11 protein-coding genes are annotated in these 15,281 nt (G+C 63.3%); 8 read left to right on the top strand and 3 right to left on the bottom strand.

The window, feature by feature from the left end; genetic code table 11:
• Positions 1-150: 150 nt before the first annotated feature.
• Together JXA24_07415 and JXA24_07410 are read right to left on the bottom strand one after the other, a co-directional pair.
• Complete coding sequence (locus JXA24_07415) at positions 151-2,673, bottom strand: hypothetical protein (protein ID MBN1283581.1); 2,523 nt, start codon at positions 2,671-2,673, stop codon at positions 151-153.
• Positions 2,674-3,036: 363 nt separating this feature from the next.
• On the bottom strand, positions 3,037-3,234 hold the full coding sequence (locus JXA24_07410; GenBank protein MBN1283580.1) for a hypothetical protein: 198 nt from the start codon (positions 3,232-3,234) through the stop codon (positions 3,037-3,039).
• 104 nt (positions 3,235-3,338) lie between these two features.
• On the opposite strand from JXA24_07410, the gene JXA24_07405 reads away from it, so the two are divergent.
• On the top strand, positions 3,339-4,235 hold the full coding sequence (locus tag JXA24_07405) for a LysR family transcriptional regulator (protein MBN1283579.1): 897 nt from the start codon (positions 3,339-3,341) through the stop codon (positions 4,233-4,235).
• Between the two features lie 70 nt (positions 4,236-4,305).
• On the top strand, positions 4,306-4,968 hold the full coding sequence (locus JXA24_07400; protein ID MBN1283578.1) for a hypothetical protein: 663 nt from the start codon (positions 4,306-4,308) through the stop codon (positions 4,966-4,968).
• Between the two features lie 71 nt (positions 4,969-5,039).
• On the opposite strand, the gene JXA24_07395 is transcribed toward JXA24_07400, so the two are convergent.
• Positions 5,040-8,009 carry a hypothetical protein gene (locus JXA24_07395; protein MBN1283577.1) on the bottom strand — a complete coding sequence of 990 codons (2,970 nt, stop codon included), beginning with the start codon at positions 8,007-8,009 and terminating at the stop codon, positions 5,040-5,042.
• A gap of 395 nt (positions 8,010-8,404) precedes the next feature.
• Between JXA24_07395 and JXA24_07390 the strand changes: the two genes are divergently transcribed.
• The 6 genes from JXA24_07390 to JXA24_07365 all read left to right on the top strand — a co-directional run bounded on the left by JXA24_07390 (position 8,405) and on the right by JXA24_07365 (position 15,277).
• On the top strand, positions 8,405-9,538 hold the full coding sequence (locus JXA24_07390) for a ribonuclease D (protein MBN1283576.1): 1,134 nt from the start codon (positions 8,405-8,407) through the stop codon (positions 9,536-9,538).
• A gap of 118 nt (positions 9,539-9,656) precedes the next feature.
• Complete coding sequence (gene hrcA / locus JXA24_07385; GenBank protein ID MBN1283575.1) at positions 9,657-10,688, top strand: heat-inducible transcription repressor HrcA; 1,032 nt, start codon at positions 9,657-9,659, stop codon at positions 10,686-10,688.
• 12 nt (positions 10,689-10,700) lie between these two features.
• On the top strand, positions 10,701-11,297 hold the full coding sequence (gene grpE, locus JXA24_07380; protein ID MBN1283574.1) for a nucleotide exchange factor GrpE: 597 nt from the start codon (positions 10,701-10,703) through the stop codon (positions 11,295-11,297).
• Positions 11,298-11,358: 61 nt separating this feature from the next.
• Complete coding sequence (locus JXA24_07375) at positions 11,359-13,299, top strand: penicillin-binding protein activator (protein ID MBN1283573.1); 1,941 nt, start codon at positions 11,359-11,361, stop codon at positions 13,297-13,299.
• A complete protein-coding gene (thiL, locus tag JXA24_07370) occupies positions 13,296-14,291 on the top strand; it encodes a thiamine-phosphate kinase (protein ID MBN1283572.1) in 996 nt (331 codons plus the stop codon). Before JXA24_07375 ends, thiL begins: the two co-directional genes overlap by 4 nt.
• A complete protein-coding gene (locus JXA24_07365) occupies positions 14,288-15,277 on the top strand; it encodes an HlyC/CorC family transporter (GenBank protein ID MBN1283571.1) in 990 nt (329 codons plus the stop codon). Before thiL ends, JXA24_07365 begins: the two co-directional genes overlap by 4 nt.
• Positions 15,278-15,281: the final 4 nt, after the last annotated feature.

Below are 15,281 nucleotides of genomic sequence, written 5' to 3'. Positions count from 1 at the left end.
GGTCGAGGGTTCGAACGTACAAAGGCTATAATAAAGTGAAGAGCGAAAGCTCTGAACAAATAGCCCTGATCGTCAGAGCGAAGCGACAATCCCTTGTGCTACACCAACCCAAAATTTTGGGCGCAACCGCCGGGACCGGCGGTGCACTTCTCATCTCACGGTGCGAAACATTGTTGCTGCGGAGATCTTCGGCATGACCATGGCCGTGCGCGCGAAGGGGCGGAAGGGCATCGTCAGCGCCGGTTCGATTTCGGAGAGCCCGGAGTCCCTGTAAATGAGCGCGCCGGTGGCCAGCGGGGCCGGGATCCGGCGCATTTCGTGCCGGTCGAGGAAGTGCACCCGATCGGCTGTGATCCCTATTGATTGCGCATGTTCCAGGATATCCGCGTCCAGATCGGCAAGCCCTGCGAATCCGCCCGCGATGTATGGCCTCTCAGCCAGCAGGTGCTCCAGGCCCTGCCCGTCGAGCGTCACCTCCAGCATGCGCCTGGCCACGACCTCGCCGTCTATCACGTGGTTGGCCAGCCTGAACTGCCCCCATATCAGCTTGTTGAGAGGCTGGCCGCGGCCGTTGGTATTTTTGGAATAGAGGCTTGAGAGCCGCTGGCATGTCTCCGTGGGGATCGATCCGTGGAAGGCTATCTTCTCCACGAGCCCGGTGATCTCGGTGTATGCCGTCGTCTTCGCCGACTTGACTCCCCTCGTGAGGCCGGTGAGGAGGTTCTTGAGGTCCACGCGCGCGTTGGCGAAGAGGTCGCCGTACGTCTCGCGTATCTTTGCGTAGCCCAGCTCCATCATCTCATGCAACAGGCGCAAATCCCCGATGTCCACCTCTCCGCGCTCCAGCATGCATGCCAGGGCCCGCATCCTGTCGGGGAGATCCACGAACCTGCCCTCGCTGCCCCGGGTAGATGCCACGTGTGCGGAGAGCTGGGCCGCGGCCTGTCCCATGGCCATCACCCTGGCCGCCTGTGCGTCCGCCGCTTCGCCTGTGGTGCCGTGCTGTCTTTCCCACTCCCTGCTCCACAGGGCGACGAACTTGGGCGAGAAGCCCAGCCTTTCGACCATCCGATCGTATCTCTTCTGATACAGCAGCCTTCCCTCTTTGATACGGCTTTCGGCAAGCTCGCCGAGCAGCGATTTTAGAATACGCAAACCCTCGTCTTCCATGAAAGAGGCCGACTGGGCGAATAGGCCGATGAGCCCCTTGTTCGAGAGGTACCTTCGGATCTCCTGGGCGCCTCGCTGCTTCAGAGTGTTGGCCGGCCCGTCCGGGGCCTCGGCCATGAAGACCATCGCGGAGGCCCCAACTTCGTCGATCTTTCCGCGGAGAAACGACAGCAGGGCCGCCCCCACATCCGATCTCAGAAGCGCCCGTGGATCACCCTCTACATCCCTGTTGGCGAGATAGAACTGATCGCCCACGCTTTCGGGCAGTGAATCGATGGTGGAGAGCAGGCGCAGGGTGCTCACGGTGTTGCGCACCGACTTCCACTTAGCGGGATCCGTGGATTCCAATATCCTGCTCGCCACCAGGCGCCTGTCGTCGTCGAGCCTGGACAAAAAGTCCAGCGTCATGATGACCGAATCGCGGAAGTCTATGTAGCCGGGCTGCTGCGCGAACCCCCGGAGATTGTGCACAGCCTGCCTTGTGAGGCCGAGTCTGTCGAGCCATGCGCCGGATTCGAATCCGGCTTTGAAAAAACCGATGTGCGAGAGGTGATGGAAGGAGCCCTTGAGCAGATCCTTGAGCTGCGCCGGTCGACGCTGATGGATCCCGAGGATCGCGTCGGCCTCTTCGCCGATCTTTGCAGAAGTCCCTGCGAACTTCTCTGAGAGGATCGCGTAGGATTCGGCCGCATGTTTTCGCACGTCGTCCCTAGGGTCCTCCATCATCCTGCGCAGCGCCGACGCCTCTTCGTAGACCTCGCTCGAACCCTCCAGGAATTTTGCGGTGAGCTCTTTGTACGCATCGGCGGCCGAGAAGCGCACCGCCCCTTCGGTCTCTGTCATCATCCGCCGCAGGGCAGCGGCTGCTTCGTATACCTCAGGGTCCCCATGCGGGAGCCTGCTCGCCAGCGCCTTGTAGGCCTGGGTCGCCTCCCTCCGCGCATTCGTCGTCGAGTCCTCCATCAGCCTGCGCAGCGCCGCGGCCAGAGCATGGACCTCGGGGGAGTTATGCCTGAGATTGGCTGAAAGTTTTGCGCATGCCTCGGCCGCCAGGATCCGCAATCCCGTATCAGGGTTCCCCATCAGCCCAAGCAGCTCCTGGAGGCCGGAGCGGATCTCCGGCGGACACCCTTTGAATCTTTGAAACAGGGAGCCATAGGCGTGGACCGCCAGCCTTTGCATGTCGACATCCGGGTCCCTCATGAGCCTTCGCAGCGTCGCAGCGCCGAGACGGATCTCGGGAGAGGCGTCCGTGAAATGCGCTGAGAGCTCCGTGTAGGTATGGACCGCGCGGATGCGGGAAAAAACATTGTGGTCATGGCCCATGACATGGCGCTGCAGAGCGGATTGCGACTCCACAAATTCAGTCGGGGGTTCGACCCGCTCGTGATTGTCCGCCCCTGCGTCGCCGACCGAAGGGGGATCGCCTGCGGATGCAGCGGCACCATCGTTCATCGGACGCAGATGGCGATGTGGTCCGAGCGTCTTTATGTCATCCGACATCCGCACCCCTTCTTGCGCCCGGTTATGCGCAGCGAGCCATCATGCCTGCTTATCGGCGCCGGACCGACAGAGTTGCGTAAAAACAATCGGCAGCTTCGGTCACGCACCGCCGCTCAGAACCGCCGGTCACGGGGCGAAGCAAACTGCCGGTCACGGGATAAAGGATTTATTCTTTAGGGAAATCAAAGATGTAGCGGTCACTGCCGACCTGCTGAATCACAACGATTTTTTTAAGGCTTTGCTCCGTTGCGGGCGGTGCCGCTCGCGCATAAAGAAGGCCGCCTGAAAGGGCGGCCCTCTTTTTGACCTCGTCTGATCCGCTGTTCCATCTTCAAGGTGCAGGTGTGCAGGGCGGCACCGGCCTTACAGCCAGCAGTGGAGATTTTCGATGCCGTTGTTCCGGAGATCGTCCGCCTCGTGATCTTCGTAGCCCGAGGCGTCCTCGATGTGCACCATCTGCGTATACCAGTGCCTCGTAGAGATGTCCCCTTCCGCGTGATGTTCAGGCCCCTCCGCCTCGAAGCGTCCCCACTTTCCAGCCGAGTCCATGACCTGTTTCATATGTGCCCCCTTTCTCTGTCTCCTGATACATGGATTTGCATGTCGGATATATGTTGTAAAATAATTAAAAAGTATTATATATATGCCCAAAAGGAATAGATGGCATGGAACTCGTTGATCTCAAAGTCTTTGCCTCGGTGGTGGAGAACCAGACCACCACCAGGGCCGCAAAGGCCCTCGGAATGACCCAGCCGGGCGTGAGCAAGCACCTGGCGAGGCTCGAAAACGGACTCGGGGGGCAGCTCTTCCAGCGCAGGGGCAAGTACCTCGCGCTCAACGATTTCGGGAGGTTCTATTACGAGAGGGTGAAGAAGCTCCTGTCGGATGTGCGGGAGCTCTCGAGCCTCAATTACGGGTCGTCGAGCCCGGTGGGCGAGCTCAAGCTCGGCCTCACAGACGCGGCGACGCTCATCATCACCCCGCCCTCGCTCGTCGAGTTCCGCAAGAGGTATCCGGGCGTCCACATCTCGCTGGACGTGGACAGCTCCACGGAGATCGAGGAGGGGGTCCTCTCCGGCGCCTATGATCTCGGCGTCGTGACCGGCACATCCAGGCGCAACCCCCGGCTTATGGAGGAGGTCCTCTACACGGACAGCCTGGACGTCCTGGTCGCCGCAAGCCATCGCCTGGCAAGGCGCAGGTTCGTCCAGCTGGAGGAGCTCGCGGGGCTGCCCCTGATCATCAGCCCCAGGCGGCGGCGCACCAGGGTCATCATCGAAGGGGTCTTCAAGGCGCACGGGGTGAGGATCGGCGACACCGTCGACGTCTACAACCACAGCGCCGCCGCGAGGCTCGCGGAGGCGGACCTGGGGGTCGCGCTCCTGCCGCGCGAATCCATCAGGGAGCAGCTCCTCTTCCGCAAGTGCGCGAGCGTCAGGATCGCCGGCGACCCCGTCCGCCGCACCCTGTCCATAATCATGAAAAAGGGAATCGTCCTCTCGGAGGCGGTGAAGATATTCCACGCCATGATGGTGGAGAGGGGCCGCTCGGTCGCTCTCTGAAGGGCTTCATAGTAGCCCTTGCCATGGCGCAAAAAATGTATAACATGCCGGAAAACCAAAGGAGGCTTATATGAAGAGAATCGCTGTTGCAGTTATGGCGCTGGCGCTGCTTGCGGCGTGCGGAGGCAGCGGCGGCGGCGGGACGCCGACCACGACGGCGACGAAGGCCGCGGCCGAGGCGGCGATCGAAGCCACGATCTCGGCGGGCGGCGAGGCGGTGCTGGCGGCGCTGAATCCGGGCAACGGAGCGCAGGTGGTCAAGGAAGCATTCCCGATCGACAACACTCCGGTTTCCTGCGATGGAAGCGGCACCTACACGCCATCAGGTACGGTCAACGCAAATTGCGTCGAAGGAGCTACGAGCATTACATGCACCATAACGGACGCCCCGGTCCAGGTCGTGTTCAACGATTGCGCGAAGACCGTCACGATTGAAGGGACGACCTACAACGAGGTCCTCAACGGCACCGCGAGCACCAACGTCACGGGCACGATCACCGGCTCTGAGGCGACGGGAGCCACGATCAACGGCAGCGGCACGCTGAGCGGGACGGTCACGCTCACAGGAGACGCGGCCGGCACGGCCGATCTTGACGCGGTCACGTGGACTGCCACTGGTTCGATCGAGCCCAGCCCGACGATCGGCTGCGACGGCACCGCCGTGGTGACGATCGATGGGCAGGTCGCCGAGAACTGCGAAGTGGCCTCGGACTGCAAGGGCTGCGAGCAGTAGGAAATTTTCTGGCTGCGAAAAAGGGCCGCGGTTTTCCGCGGCCCTTTTTTGTACGCAAGAAAAGCGGTTTATTAATATGTGATGTTTACTATCTGGCTCGTGTTCCTGTTCACCCCGCAGGCGTCGTACCCGTAGACTATGTAGTTGTAGGTCTGTCCCGGTGTCCCGCTTGTGTCCTTGAATGAGGTTCCGGTGGTCGACCCGATCGCCCATCCCGGCGGCGGCGTGGTGGAGCCTGGCGCGCGCGCGGGTTCGTAGTGGTGGATCCATGAGGAGGGCGCCGCGGTCCACGTGAGCTGTATGCCGCCGGTAACCTTGACAGCGCTGAGCGAATTGCTTGTCCAGGGCGTGGACGAGGGGCACACGCACGTGGCGTTCGAGCACGTCTGGGTCGCGTGGCAGTCCTTGTACATGTCCTGCTTCGCGTCGCATGAGGTATACCAATACACGTCGCCTCCGTAGCACTGCTTGTAGGAGTGGTTGATGCAGCAGGCGCCAGTATCCGGATCGCAGTTGAGTGTTCCGCAGTCGGTTTTGAGCTTTGCTGTGGTGCTGCTCGTGCAGGAGCTGCCTGAACAGCCGTAGTTTGCGTAGCTCTGGTACACGTCGCCGCTCTGGCAATAGGGGCTGCCGACGTAGCCGTCTGTGCCGCACTCTTGTTTTTTGTCCTCCCTGTTGTTGCACGAGCTGTACCAGTAGACGTCGTCGCTGTAGCACTTGTAGCTGGCGTGGCTTTCGCAGCACGCGCCGTTGAGGCATCCCGCGAGGTCGCACTCCTCCTTCTTTTTATTAGTGGTGCTCTGAGTGCAGCTGGCGCTCAGGCACCCGCGGTCGATGTAGCTCTGATACACGTCGTTGGACTGGCAGAACGGCGTCCCTGTCCACTGGTCCACGCCGCAGTCGGTCAGCATGTCCTCCCGCATGTTGCAGCTGTCGTACCAGTAGATGTCGTCCGAGTAGCAGGCCTGATGGTCGTGGGAGGTGCAGCCGCTGCAGGTGAGCCCGTCGGCCGCGCAGATGCCGGTGGGGCAAGCGGTGCCGGCGTCCCAGACCATGCATCCCTCGGGGCCGCCGATGCATGTGTAAACCTTTCCTCCCGCACACTGCGTCTGTCCGGCGGCGCACTCGTCTGTGCATGGGGGCGGGTCCTCAGGATCTCCCCCTTCCTCCGAATCGTCTCCGCAGGTCATCAGGAGTTCAAGGCCCCTCACGGCCTTTGGTCCGTAGACATCGCCGAGCCTCTCAAGCTCGAGTCGCCTCGCATCTGTCCAGAGGTGCTCCTCCGAACTGAAGCCGAGCAGCTCCATGATCGCGGCCGGTATGTCGTCCAGCAGAAGCTGCCCCGATATAAGCCATCGCCCGTAGCTGTTGTGAAGCAGGGAGAAATAAAGCCTGGCTGAGTACAGCATCACCTGGGCAGCCGCCAGATCGACGCTCCTCTCCTCCGTCGACGGGCATGCATCCTCGAACAGATCGAATGCCTCGTATTCGTTGTACATCATGGTCGCCTGGCCTATGACGATCTTTCTCTCGAGATCGAATGCAAACTGATCTTCCATCCCTGCCAGGACGACAGTAGCCAGGACCGCGGGTATTGCCGTGGGTGGGAACCCATATGCAGCCGCCGCCGCAGCGCCTATGCCGGTCGCCACAAGGCCTTCGGTGAGTGCGATGTCCACAAGGAACTCGAAGCCGAGCCTTCCGATCTCAAATGCGGCGTCCACGCTGACGGCGGTCAGCCTCGCCAGGTCGTCGTAGAGGATTCCACCTTCGCGCGTGCCGGGGTCCGCGCCCAGCAGTGCCCTCTTCACGTTGTAAAACGCCTCTTTCAACGCCGGGTCTTTGACGTCAGGGATGATCTTCTCCTCGAATGCCGCGATCTGCGCTTCGCAGATGCCGGCTGCCAGTGCCTGATACAGAGTCCATTTGAAAGCCGCTTCCTCTACCGCGAGCGCCGCGCCAAGCTCGAGCTGAAGCGCAGCCAAGAAACCGCTGGCCCTGTCCAGCACGTACCTGTTGTTGGCGTACTTGGGCCAGTTGAGGATGCTCTCCTTGATGACGTCTACCATGGCCGGCGAGAAATGCAGGAGAAGATCGCCGGCCTCAGTGGCTCCTTCCGCAAGCTTGATGGCCTCCGTGATCGCGTCGATCAGCTGGCCGAACCCGACGTCATTCTCGGAGAAGCTGTTTATCTCGTCCTCGTAGTCGCGCCACAGATTGCGCTGGGTGAAGAGCTCCTTGAACATGTTCTCATATGCGTCCCTCCTTGTCTCATGCACGAAGAAGCCGGTGCGGAAGAGGTCGTATTCTCTCAGCAGCCCCATCGGCAAAGGCCAGTTTATGGCCGAATAGGAGTAGGCAGCCAACAGCCTGGGCATGTCCACCGGTTCGGCGAAGGTGCCGCAATCGCTGTCCAAACAGAGGGGCGGGCCGGGAAGTATGTTGGCGAACAGATCGTCCACGAGGACTGAAACCGAGTCTTCGTCGATGTAGTAATTCGCCTCGAAGCTGTCAAACGGCTCTATCCGGACACAGCCGGTGTACTGCGTTCCGCCTATGCCCATTATCGCTCCGGAGACGATCGTGCCGCCGGCGGAACTGACGCCCGAACACTGGTAGGAAGTCCCGTCTACATTCACAGAATATATCTGGCCGTAGGTGCCCGGCGTCATAGGGGTTGAACCGTTGATCGTTATGAAAGATGTCAGATTATCCTGCGGCAGGCCGGTCGATTTTTCAGCTCCGTCGCTGTCGAGGGCCGTGAGCTTTACGACAAGCGGATCCTGCGAGGAGGCGCCGCTCCCTGTGACGACGGCCCTCACCGATCCTTCAGCGTCCATCGGAGCGAAGTAGACCGCCGATGTCCCGCTCTCGATGTAGGCTCCGTCGCGGAGGTTGAACAGGACGCCCTGCTGTTCCGAGGAGACGTCCTGCTCGATGCCGGACACAGCTTCGTCGACTCCACCCCCTCCGCAGCCCCACGAGAGCGCAAGAGCGCTGACCGTGGCGACCGCGATCCAACACGCGGTTCGGAGTTTCATAGCGCCTCCTTGTTGTTGTGCAAAAAAAATACGCCCCGGGGCGTATTCTTTTTGCGGTTTTTTTGAGCTAGGAATGCGGCGAAAGGGAATCGAGAGAAATTCCCCTATGTCCCACATAGCCTTTAAAACTATACGCGACATAGATGTTTCTCCTAGAGCACCGAGGTGCTCCAGTGTCAAACCTATTGTCAAGGGCGATGCCCTGCAAGGCCCATGCCGCCTGCATTTTAAGGCATCCCTTCCCTTTCATTTCTCTATGGAGGCGGATATGGAGAACCTTCAGGAATATTTATTTGATTAAATCGACTTTTATGCAATTAGATTGTCAGCACCTTCAGGGCGGAGCACGCAGTTTTTTTTCACGGCGGTCGAACGATGCAGGCGAGGGTTTTGTCATGACCCCATATGAGATCATAACCGATCAGCGCGGGATGGGGCGGCTCTCCGCGGCGCTCTCCCGCGAGCGCTCGGTCGCGGTCGACCTCGAGTGCGCCAGCGGGCTGCACCACTACGCAAAGCGCGTCTGCCTCATCCAGATGGCGTCGCGCGACAGGGCCTTCGTTGTCGATCCGCTGGCTGGGCTCGATCTCGCGCCGCTGAAGGCGATCCTCGAGGACCCGGCGGTGGAGATCGTCATGCACGACGCGGACTTCGACATGCGCTCGCTCGACCGAGACTTCGGCGTCAGGCCCCGCAACATCTTCGACACGCTCATCGCCGCCCGCCTCTGCGGGCATAGGCAGTTCGGGCTGTCGTCCATGCTCGAGCACTATTTCGGCGTCATGGGATCAAAGCGCTTTCAGCGGGCCGACTGGACCATCCGCCCGCTGCCGGCCGACATGCTCGATTACGCTGCCGGCGACGTGGCGCACCTGGTCGAGCTGCGCGACCTCCTCGAGGCGGAGCTTGTGCGCCTGGGCAGGATCGACTGGGCGCTCGCCAAGTTCGCGGAGCGCGAGCTCATACGCCACGAGCCGGACGAGAGGCCCGCCTTCGCGAGGATCAAGCGCGCGAAGGAGCGCTGCGACGGCAGGGCGCTGGCCGTGCTCGACGAGCTGGCCAGGGCGCGCGACGAGATCGCAAGGAGGCTCGACCTCTCGCTCTTCCGCGTTATCTCCGACGACAACCTCGTCGAGCTCGCCAACAGGCCGCCGAGCGACGCCTCCGACCTCGCAAGGCGCCGAGGGATGCACCCGTATCTCAGGGGCAGGGGGGCGGCGGAGATCATGGCCGCCGTGAAGAGGGGGCTGGCGCGCCCCAGGCTCTCGTGGCCCAGGGCGCCGAGGCACGGCAGGAGGGCGCTGCACTCGGCGGATCTCATGGATGCAATCAAGTCCTGGAGGGCCAAGGTGGCCGCCGAGCACGGCGTAGAGCCGGATCTGATCCTCTCCATGAGGTCTGTGAAGGATCTGGCCCATGGAACTCACCTCGACGAGGTTCTCGCATCGGAGGCCTCGAACAGATGGCATATCGGCACGATAAGGGAATCGCTGGCGCGCCTCCTTTCCGACTGCCGCAGGGCCGTATGAGAGGTCCAGGATGCCGCAGAACGCCCTCCATAGCGCCGTTGACAACCCCCCCTCCCTGCTGTTAGCGTGCCCGCGCCCATTCGATGGGTGAGCCAATTAACTGAATTCATTATTGAAAATGACACCAGGCCCCACAAAACGGCATCTCGAGATACTCGAGATCCTCATCTCCGACTACATCGCCTCAGCCCAGCCGGTGGGCAGCCGCACGATCGCGCGGCAGCACCACGGCCACCTCTCGCCGGCCACCGTGCGAAACATCATGGCCGATCTGACCGACCTCGGCCTGCTGGCGCAGCCGCACGTCTCCGCAGGCAGGCTCCCCACCGCCTTGGGCATGAGGGTGTTCGTGGAGACCCTTCTCAAGAGGCGCGACCTGTCCGAGACGGAGATGCACGAGATAAGGCGCCGGTGCGCGGGCGACGAGCGGCGCATGGACGCGGTGCTCTCCCGCACCTCCAGGATGCTCGCCGCCGTGTCCCGCTACGCGGGCATGGTGGTCACCCCTGACGCGGGGAGGATAAAGTTCCGCCACATGGAGTTCGTGCCGCTCTCGGGGCGGAGGCTCCTGGGGATATTCGTCTCGCAGGACGGCTCGGTGCAGAACAGGCTCATCGAGGTGGGGGAGGACTACAGCTATCCCGACATCGAGAGGATAAACAACTACTGCAACCGCTCGTTCCTCGGGCTCTCGCTCGAGGATGCGCTGGAGAAGGCGAGGACGGAGCATGCGGCGGCGCGCGAGGAGTACGACCGGCTGCTCTCGGGGGCGATGGCGCTCTCCGAGGAGCTTCTCTCCGCGATACCGGGGATCGACCTCGTGGTGGACGGCGAGATGCAGCTGCTGGCCGAGCCGGAGTTCGCAAAGGCGGAGGACTTCCGAAGGATCGTGGAGGCGCTGGAGGAGAAGAGCTCCATGCTCGGGCTGCTCGAGCGCTGCCGCGACGGCCAGGGGGTGCGCATATTCATAGGCTCGGAGGCACACATAGAAGGGGTCGACTCGGTCGGCATCGTGGGGGCGCCCTATCTCAAGGACGGAAAGGTCGTCGGCGCCATCGGCGTGATAGGCCCCATGCGCATGGACTACTCGCGCGTGGTGCCGATCGTTGACTTCACCGCCAAGGTCCTGAGCGACGTCCTGGATTCGTAGGGGGAAATAAAGATGAGCAAGAAGTCACTCGATCACAAGCAGGAGGAGCGTTTCGACCACAGGAAGGCCGAGGTTGAGGCTGAGGCCAAGGCCAAGGCCGAGGCCGAGGACAAGGCCGGGGGCGAAAACGAAGGCGACGAGATCGAGGCGCAGATCGCCGCGGCGGAGCGCGAGGCCAAAGAGCACTACGACAAGCTGCTCCGGGTGATGGCCGACTTCGACAACTACAAGAAAAGGCAGGCGCGCGAGCGCGAGGAGCTCACCAGGTTCTCGAACGAGAAGCTGCTCGCGGACCTTCTGCCCGCGCTCGACGACCTGGACCGCGTGCTGGAGCACGTGCCGATCGACGCGTCGAAGGAGGTGCGCGACTTCGAGGACGGCGTCGCGCTCGCGCGGCGCTCTCTCGCATCGACCCTCGAGAAGTTCGGGCTCAAAGAGGTGGCCGCGCTGGGCGAGCGGTTCGATCCGGCGCAGCACGAGGCGATAGCCACGGTGGAGAGCGAGAGCGAGCCCGGCTCGGTGATCGCGGTCCACCGCAAGGGCTATTGGCTCCACGACAGGCTGCTTCGGCCGGCCATGGTCACGGTCGCGAAGGAAGGCGAAAGGTGAAAGCTCAAAGGTGAAAGGGAAGCCTTTGAGCTTGGCCCTTTGAGCTTATATCGGGGGAGACATGAAGAATATCTTTTTGTCGTTCGCGCTTGTCGCGCTGGCGGGCTGCGCAACATTCGGAGGGCTCGGCGCCGGCAAGGTGAAATATCCGAACGCGATCACCCCGCAGGCCCAGGCGGAATTCGACTCCGCAAAGGTCCTCTACGAAGCGCAGAAACTGGCGGAGTCGGACGCGGCACTCGCGAGATTCACTACGACCCACCCCTACACCCAGCTCACCGACGAGGCGCGCTTTCTGCGCGGCGAGATCGCCTTCATGAGGGGCAACTACTCTGCGGCGGCCGATCTCTACCGCCAGGCCTATTCGCAGATCGACTCCCCTGCGGTGGGGCCGAAGGCCAGGCTCAAGGCCGGCCTCTCGCTGCACAGGCTCGGCCGCAACCCGGAGGCGATCGATGCGGTGGCGGGCATGCAGAGGCGCCATGCCAGCCAGGTGCTCCTTCTCCGCGCCGACTCGGTGGGGGTTAGGGCATCCCAGGCGCTGCGCAGGCCGCTCGGCGAATACGTGGTGTGGGACCTGCGCGTGCTCGACGACTACTCGAGGGGCGCGGTCGGGGACGGCGTGGGGGTCGAGGGGGAGAGGATCGTCCCGGAGGCGGAGGCCCTCGACGAGGTGCGCAGGTGGGTGAACGACAGGTCCGTCACCGCGGCTCAGGTCGAGGCCATGCCCATGAAGGAGATGAAGGGGCGCCGGTCCGGCGGCTACCTGATGTACAAGAAGGCCCTGGCCTGTCACGGCGAGGGCAACACCGACGAGGCGACGAAGCTTCTCAAGGCGTATGTCTCCGGCTACCCGAAGCACGAGTACTACGGGGCGGCGAGGCTCCTCATGGGAGAGCTCGGCGGCGCGGCGGGCGAGCTCGCCGGCATCGCGGTGGGAGTGATACTGCCGCTCACGGGCAAGAACTCCCTCTACGGCACCTCGGTGCTGCACGGGGTCGAGTGCGCGATCGGGCTGTACCAGCCGTGCACCGGGCCTGGCGGGGTGAGGCTCGTGGTGCGCGACTCGGCGTCGTTCCCGGGTGGCGCCTCGGCGGCGGTCGACGACATAGCGAGGGACAAAGACGTCGTGGCGATCGTTGGGCCGCTCGAGTCCGCTGACGCGCAGGGCGCCGCCCAGCGAGCGCAGGAGCAGAGGATCCCCCTGATCTCGCTCTCCCAGCGCAGGGGCGTGGCGGAGATCGGCGAATACGCCTTCCGCAACTCGACCTCGCCCGAGTCGGAGGTCCGCTCGCTGCTCGACTACGCGGTGGGCTCCAGGGGATGGAAGCGCTTCTTCGTGATATATCCGGACACGAAGATGGGCGGCGAGTACATGACCATATTCTCGCAGCAGGCGCAGGAGATGGGGGGCAAGGTCGTGTCGTCCCGCTCGTACAAGTCCGGGCAGCTGCAGTTCGTCAGCGAATTGAGGGGCAGGGGCGCCGTGGAGACGATGGCGGTGAGCCAGACCCTCGACCTGAGCACCAGCGCCTCCTACGATGCGGTCTTCATCCCCGACTCGCCGTGGGTCGTGAGCTCGCTCATGCAGGTGATGATGCTCTCGGGCGACAGGAAGGTGCAGCTGCTGGGCATCCCCAGGTGGAACAATCCCAAGTTCGCCGAGCTGGGCGGCGACTACGTCGACGGGGCGGTCTTCGTGGACTCGTTCTTCAAGGACTCGACCGAGGCCGACGCCGCGGCATTCATCGCGAACATCAAGGGCGCCTACGGCGGCGACGTCACATTCCTCGAGGCGCTCGGCTACGACACCATGCGGATGATCTACTCCGCGGTGAAGGACAGGGGCGCGGGCGGCCGCGAATCGATGAGGCAGGCGCTGGCGGCCATGCAGGGGTTCCCCGGCGTGGCCGGCGTGGCGAGCTTCGACGCAGAGGGCGACGCCCAGAGGAAGATGTTCGTGCTCACCATCCAGGGCGGGCGGATAAGGGCCGTGAAATGACGGAGATTGAACTCATAGCGCTTCTTACCTCCGAGCTTCCGAAAAAGGGAAACGACCTCGCGTGCGGGGTCGGCGACGACTGCGCGATCGTCGCCGGGCCTGAGGGGAGGGACTGGCTTGTCACCTCCGACCTGCTGTGCGAGGGCGCGCACTTCGACCTTCGCTTCACCGATCTCGTGACCCTGGGCAGGAAGGCGCTGTCGGTGAACCTGAGCGACATAGCCGCCATGGGCGGCGCCCCCAGGTTCTGGCTGTGCTCGATCGCCCTGCCCGGCGGCGTGGGCGCCGGCGGCGCGGCCGCCCTCTACAGGGGGATGAACGCCGTGGCCTCGGAGCACGGCGCAATCCTCATAGGGGGCGACACCTCGTCGAGCGACAGGGGCCTCTTCCTGTCGATAACCGCGATCGGCGAGTGCCCCTCGGGGCGCGCGGTGATGCGCAGCGGGGCGAGGCCCGGCGACGCGATCTACGCGACCGGCGAGCTCGGCGGCTCGGCGCTGGGGCTGGCGCTCATGATGCGAGGGATCGCGGACAAAGGCGCGGGGCGCTTCGCGAACAGGCACAACGACCCGAGGCCGCGCGTCGAGGCGGGGAGGCTCCTCGCCGAAAGCGGCCTTCTCACCTCGATGATAGACATAAGCGACGGGCTCATGGCCGATCTGGGGCACATCGCCGCGTCCAGCGGGGCCGGCTTCGAGGTCGGCGCGGAGGCCCTGCCCACGGACGCGACGCTCGCCGGACTCGCCGCTGAAGCGGGCGCAGATCCGCTCGAGCTGGCGCTGTCCGGCGGCGAGGACTACGAGCTCGCGTTCACGGTCGCTTCGGCCGAGGCAGGCCGCTTCGAGCGCGAGATCGCCCCGCGGGCGGGGGTGCGCGTGACGAGGATCGGGGCAATGGTGTCCGACCCCGCTGCGCACAGGGCGCTGCGCGCGGACGGCGTCGAGATCAACCTCTCATCGGCGGGCTTCGATCACTTCGGGGTACGGGCATGAACCTCCTCCCGGTCTTTTTCCTGCTCATGCTCTGCTCGATGTTCTTCTCCGGATCGGAGACCGCGATCTTCTCCCTCTCGAAGCTCCAGGTCCACCGGTTCCGCGAGGTGGACACCCGGACCGCGGCCAGGCTCATCGAGCTGCTCAAGGCTCCGCGCCGGACGCTGGTGACGATACTCTTCGGCAACGAGCTCGCGAACATATGCATATCGATCGTGGGGGCGGCCATCGTGGGCAGGATGATGCAGGCGAACGTGAGGGTCCAGACGATCGTGGCGATAGCGACTATAACTCCGATCGTCATGGTGTTCTGCGAGATCATCCCGAAGAACGTCGCGCTCCGCTTCGCCGAGCAGGCGGCGCGTTTCGTGGCGCTTCCGATAGGCGCCTTCGCGAAACTCATCGCGCCGCTGCGGGAGGTCCTCACCTGGTTCGCCAAGAAGATGGTCGTCCTCTTCGGAGGCACGGCAGAGAGCGCGGAGCCTATGGTCATGGAGGAGGAGTACCGCAGGCTCGTGGACATGGGGCTCAAGGAGGGGGCGATCGAGGAGGAGGAGCGCGAGATCATACACAACGTCTTCGAGTTCACCGACAAGAGGGCGGGCGACATCATGACCCCTGCGGAGAGGATCTTCGCGCTCCCGATCGACCTGCCTTACGAGAGGCTCATGGAGGATCTCGCCTCCACGCAGTGGAGCCGCGTCCCGTTCTACGAGGGCGATCGCGCGAACGTCGTGGGGATCCTGCACGTGAGGGACCTCTTCACCTTCAACATGCGGAGGAAGGCCGGCGAGTCGCCGGAGCTCAGGGCCTATCTCAAGGAGCCGCTCTTCGTCGCCGCGGCCACGCCGCTCGAGGATCTGCTGAGGGAGTTCCAGAGGACAAGGATGCACATGGCCATCGTCCTCGGGGAAGCCGGCGACATCAGGGGCCTGGTGACCATGGACGACGTGCAGGAGGAGATGTTCGGGGAAATCGAGGAATGAAGGA

This window comes from Pseudomonadota bacterium (assembly GCA_016927275.1).
GTDB lineage: Bacteria > UBA10199 > UBA10199 > 2-02-FULL-44-16 > JAAZCA01 > JAFGMW01.
This window is presented reverse-complemented; position numbering and strand designations above follow the sequence as displayed.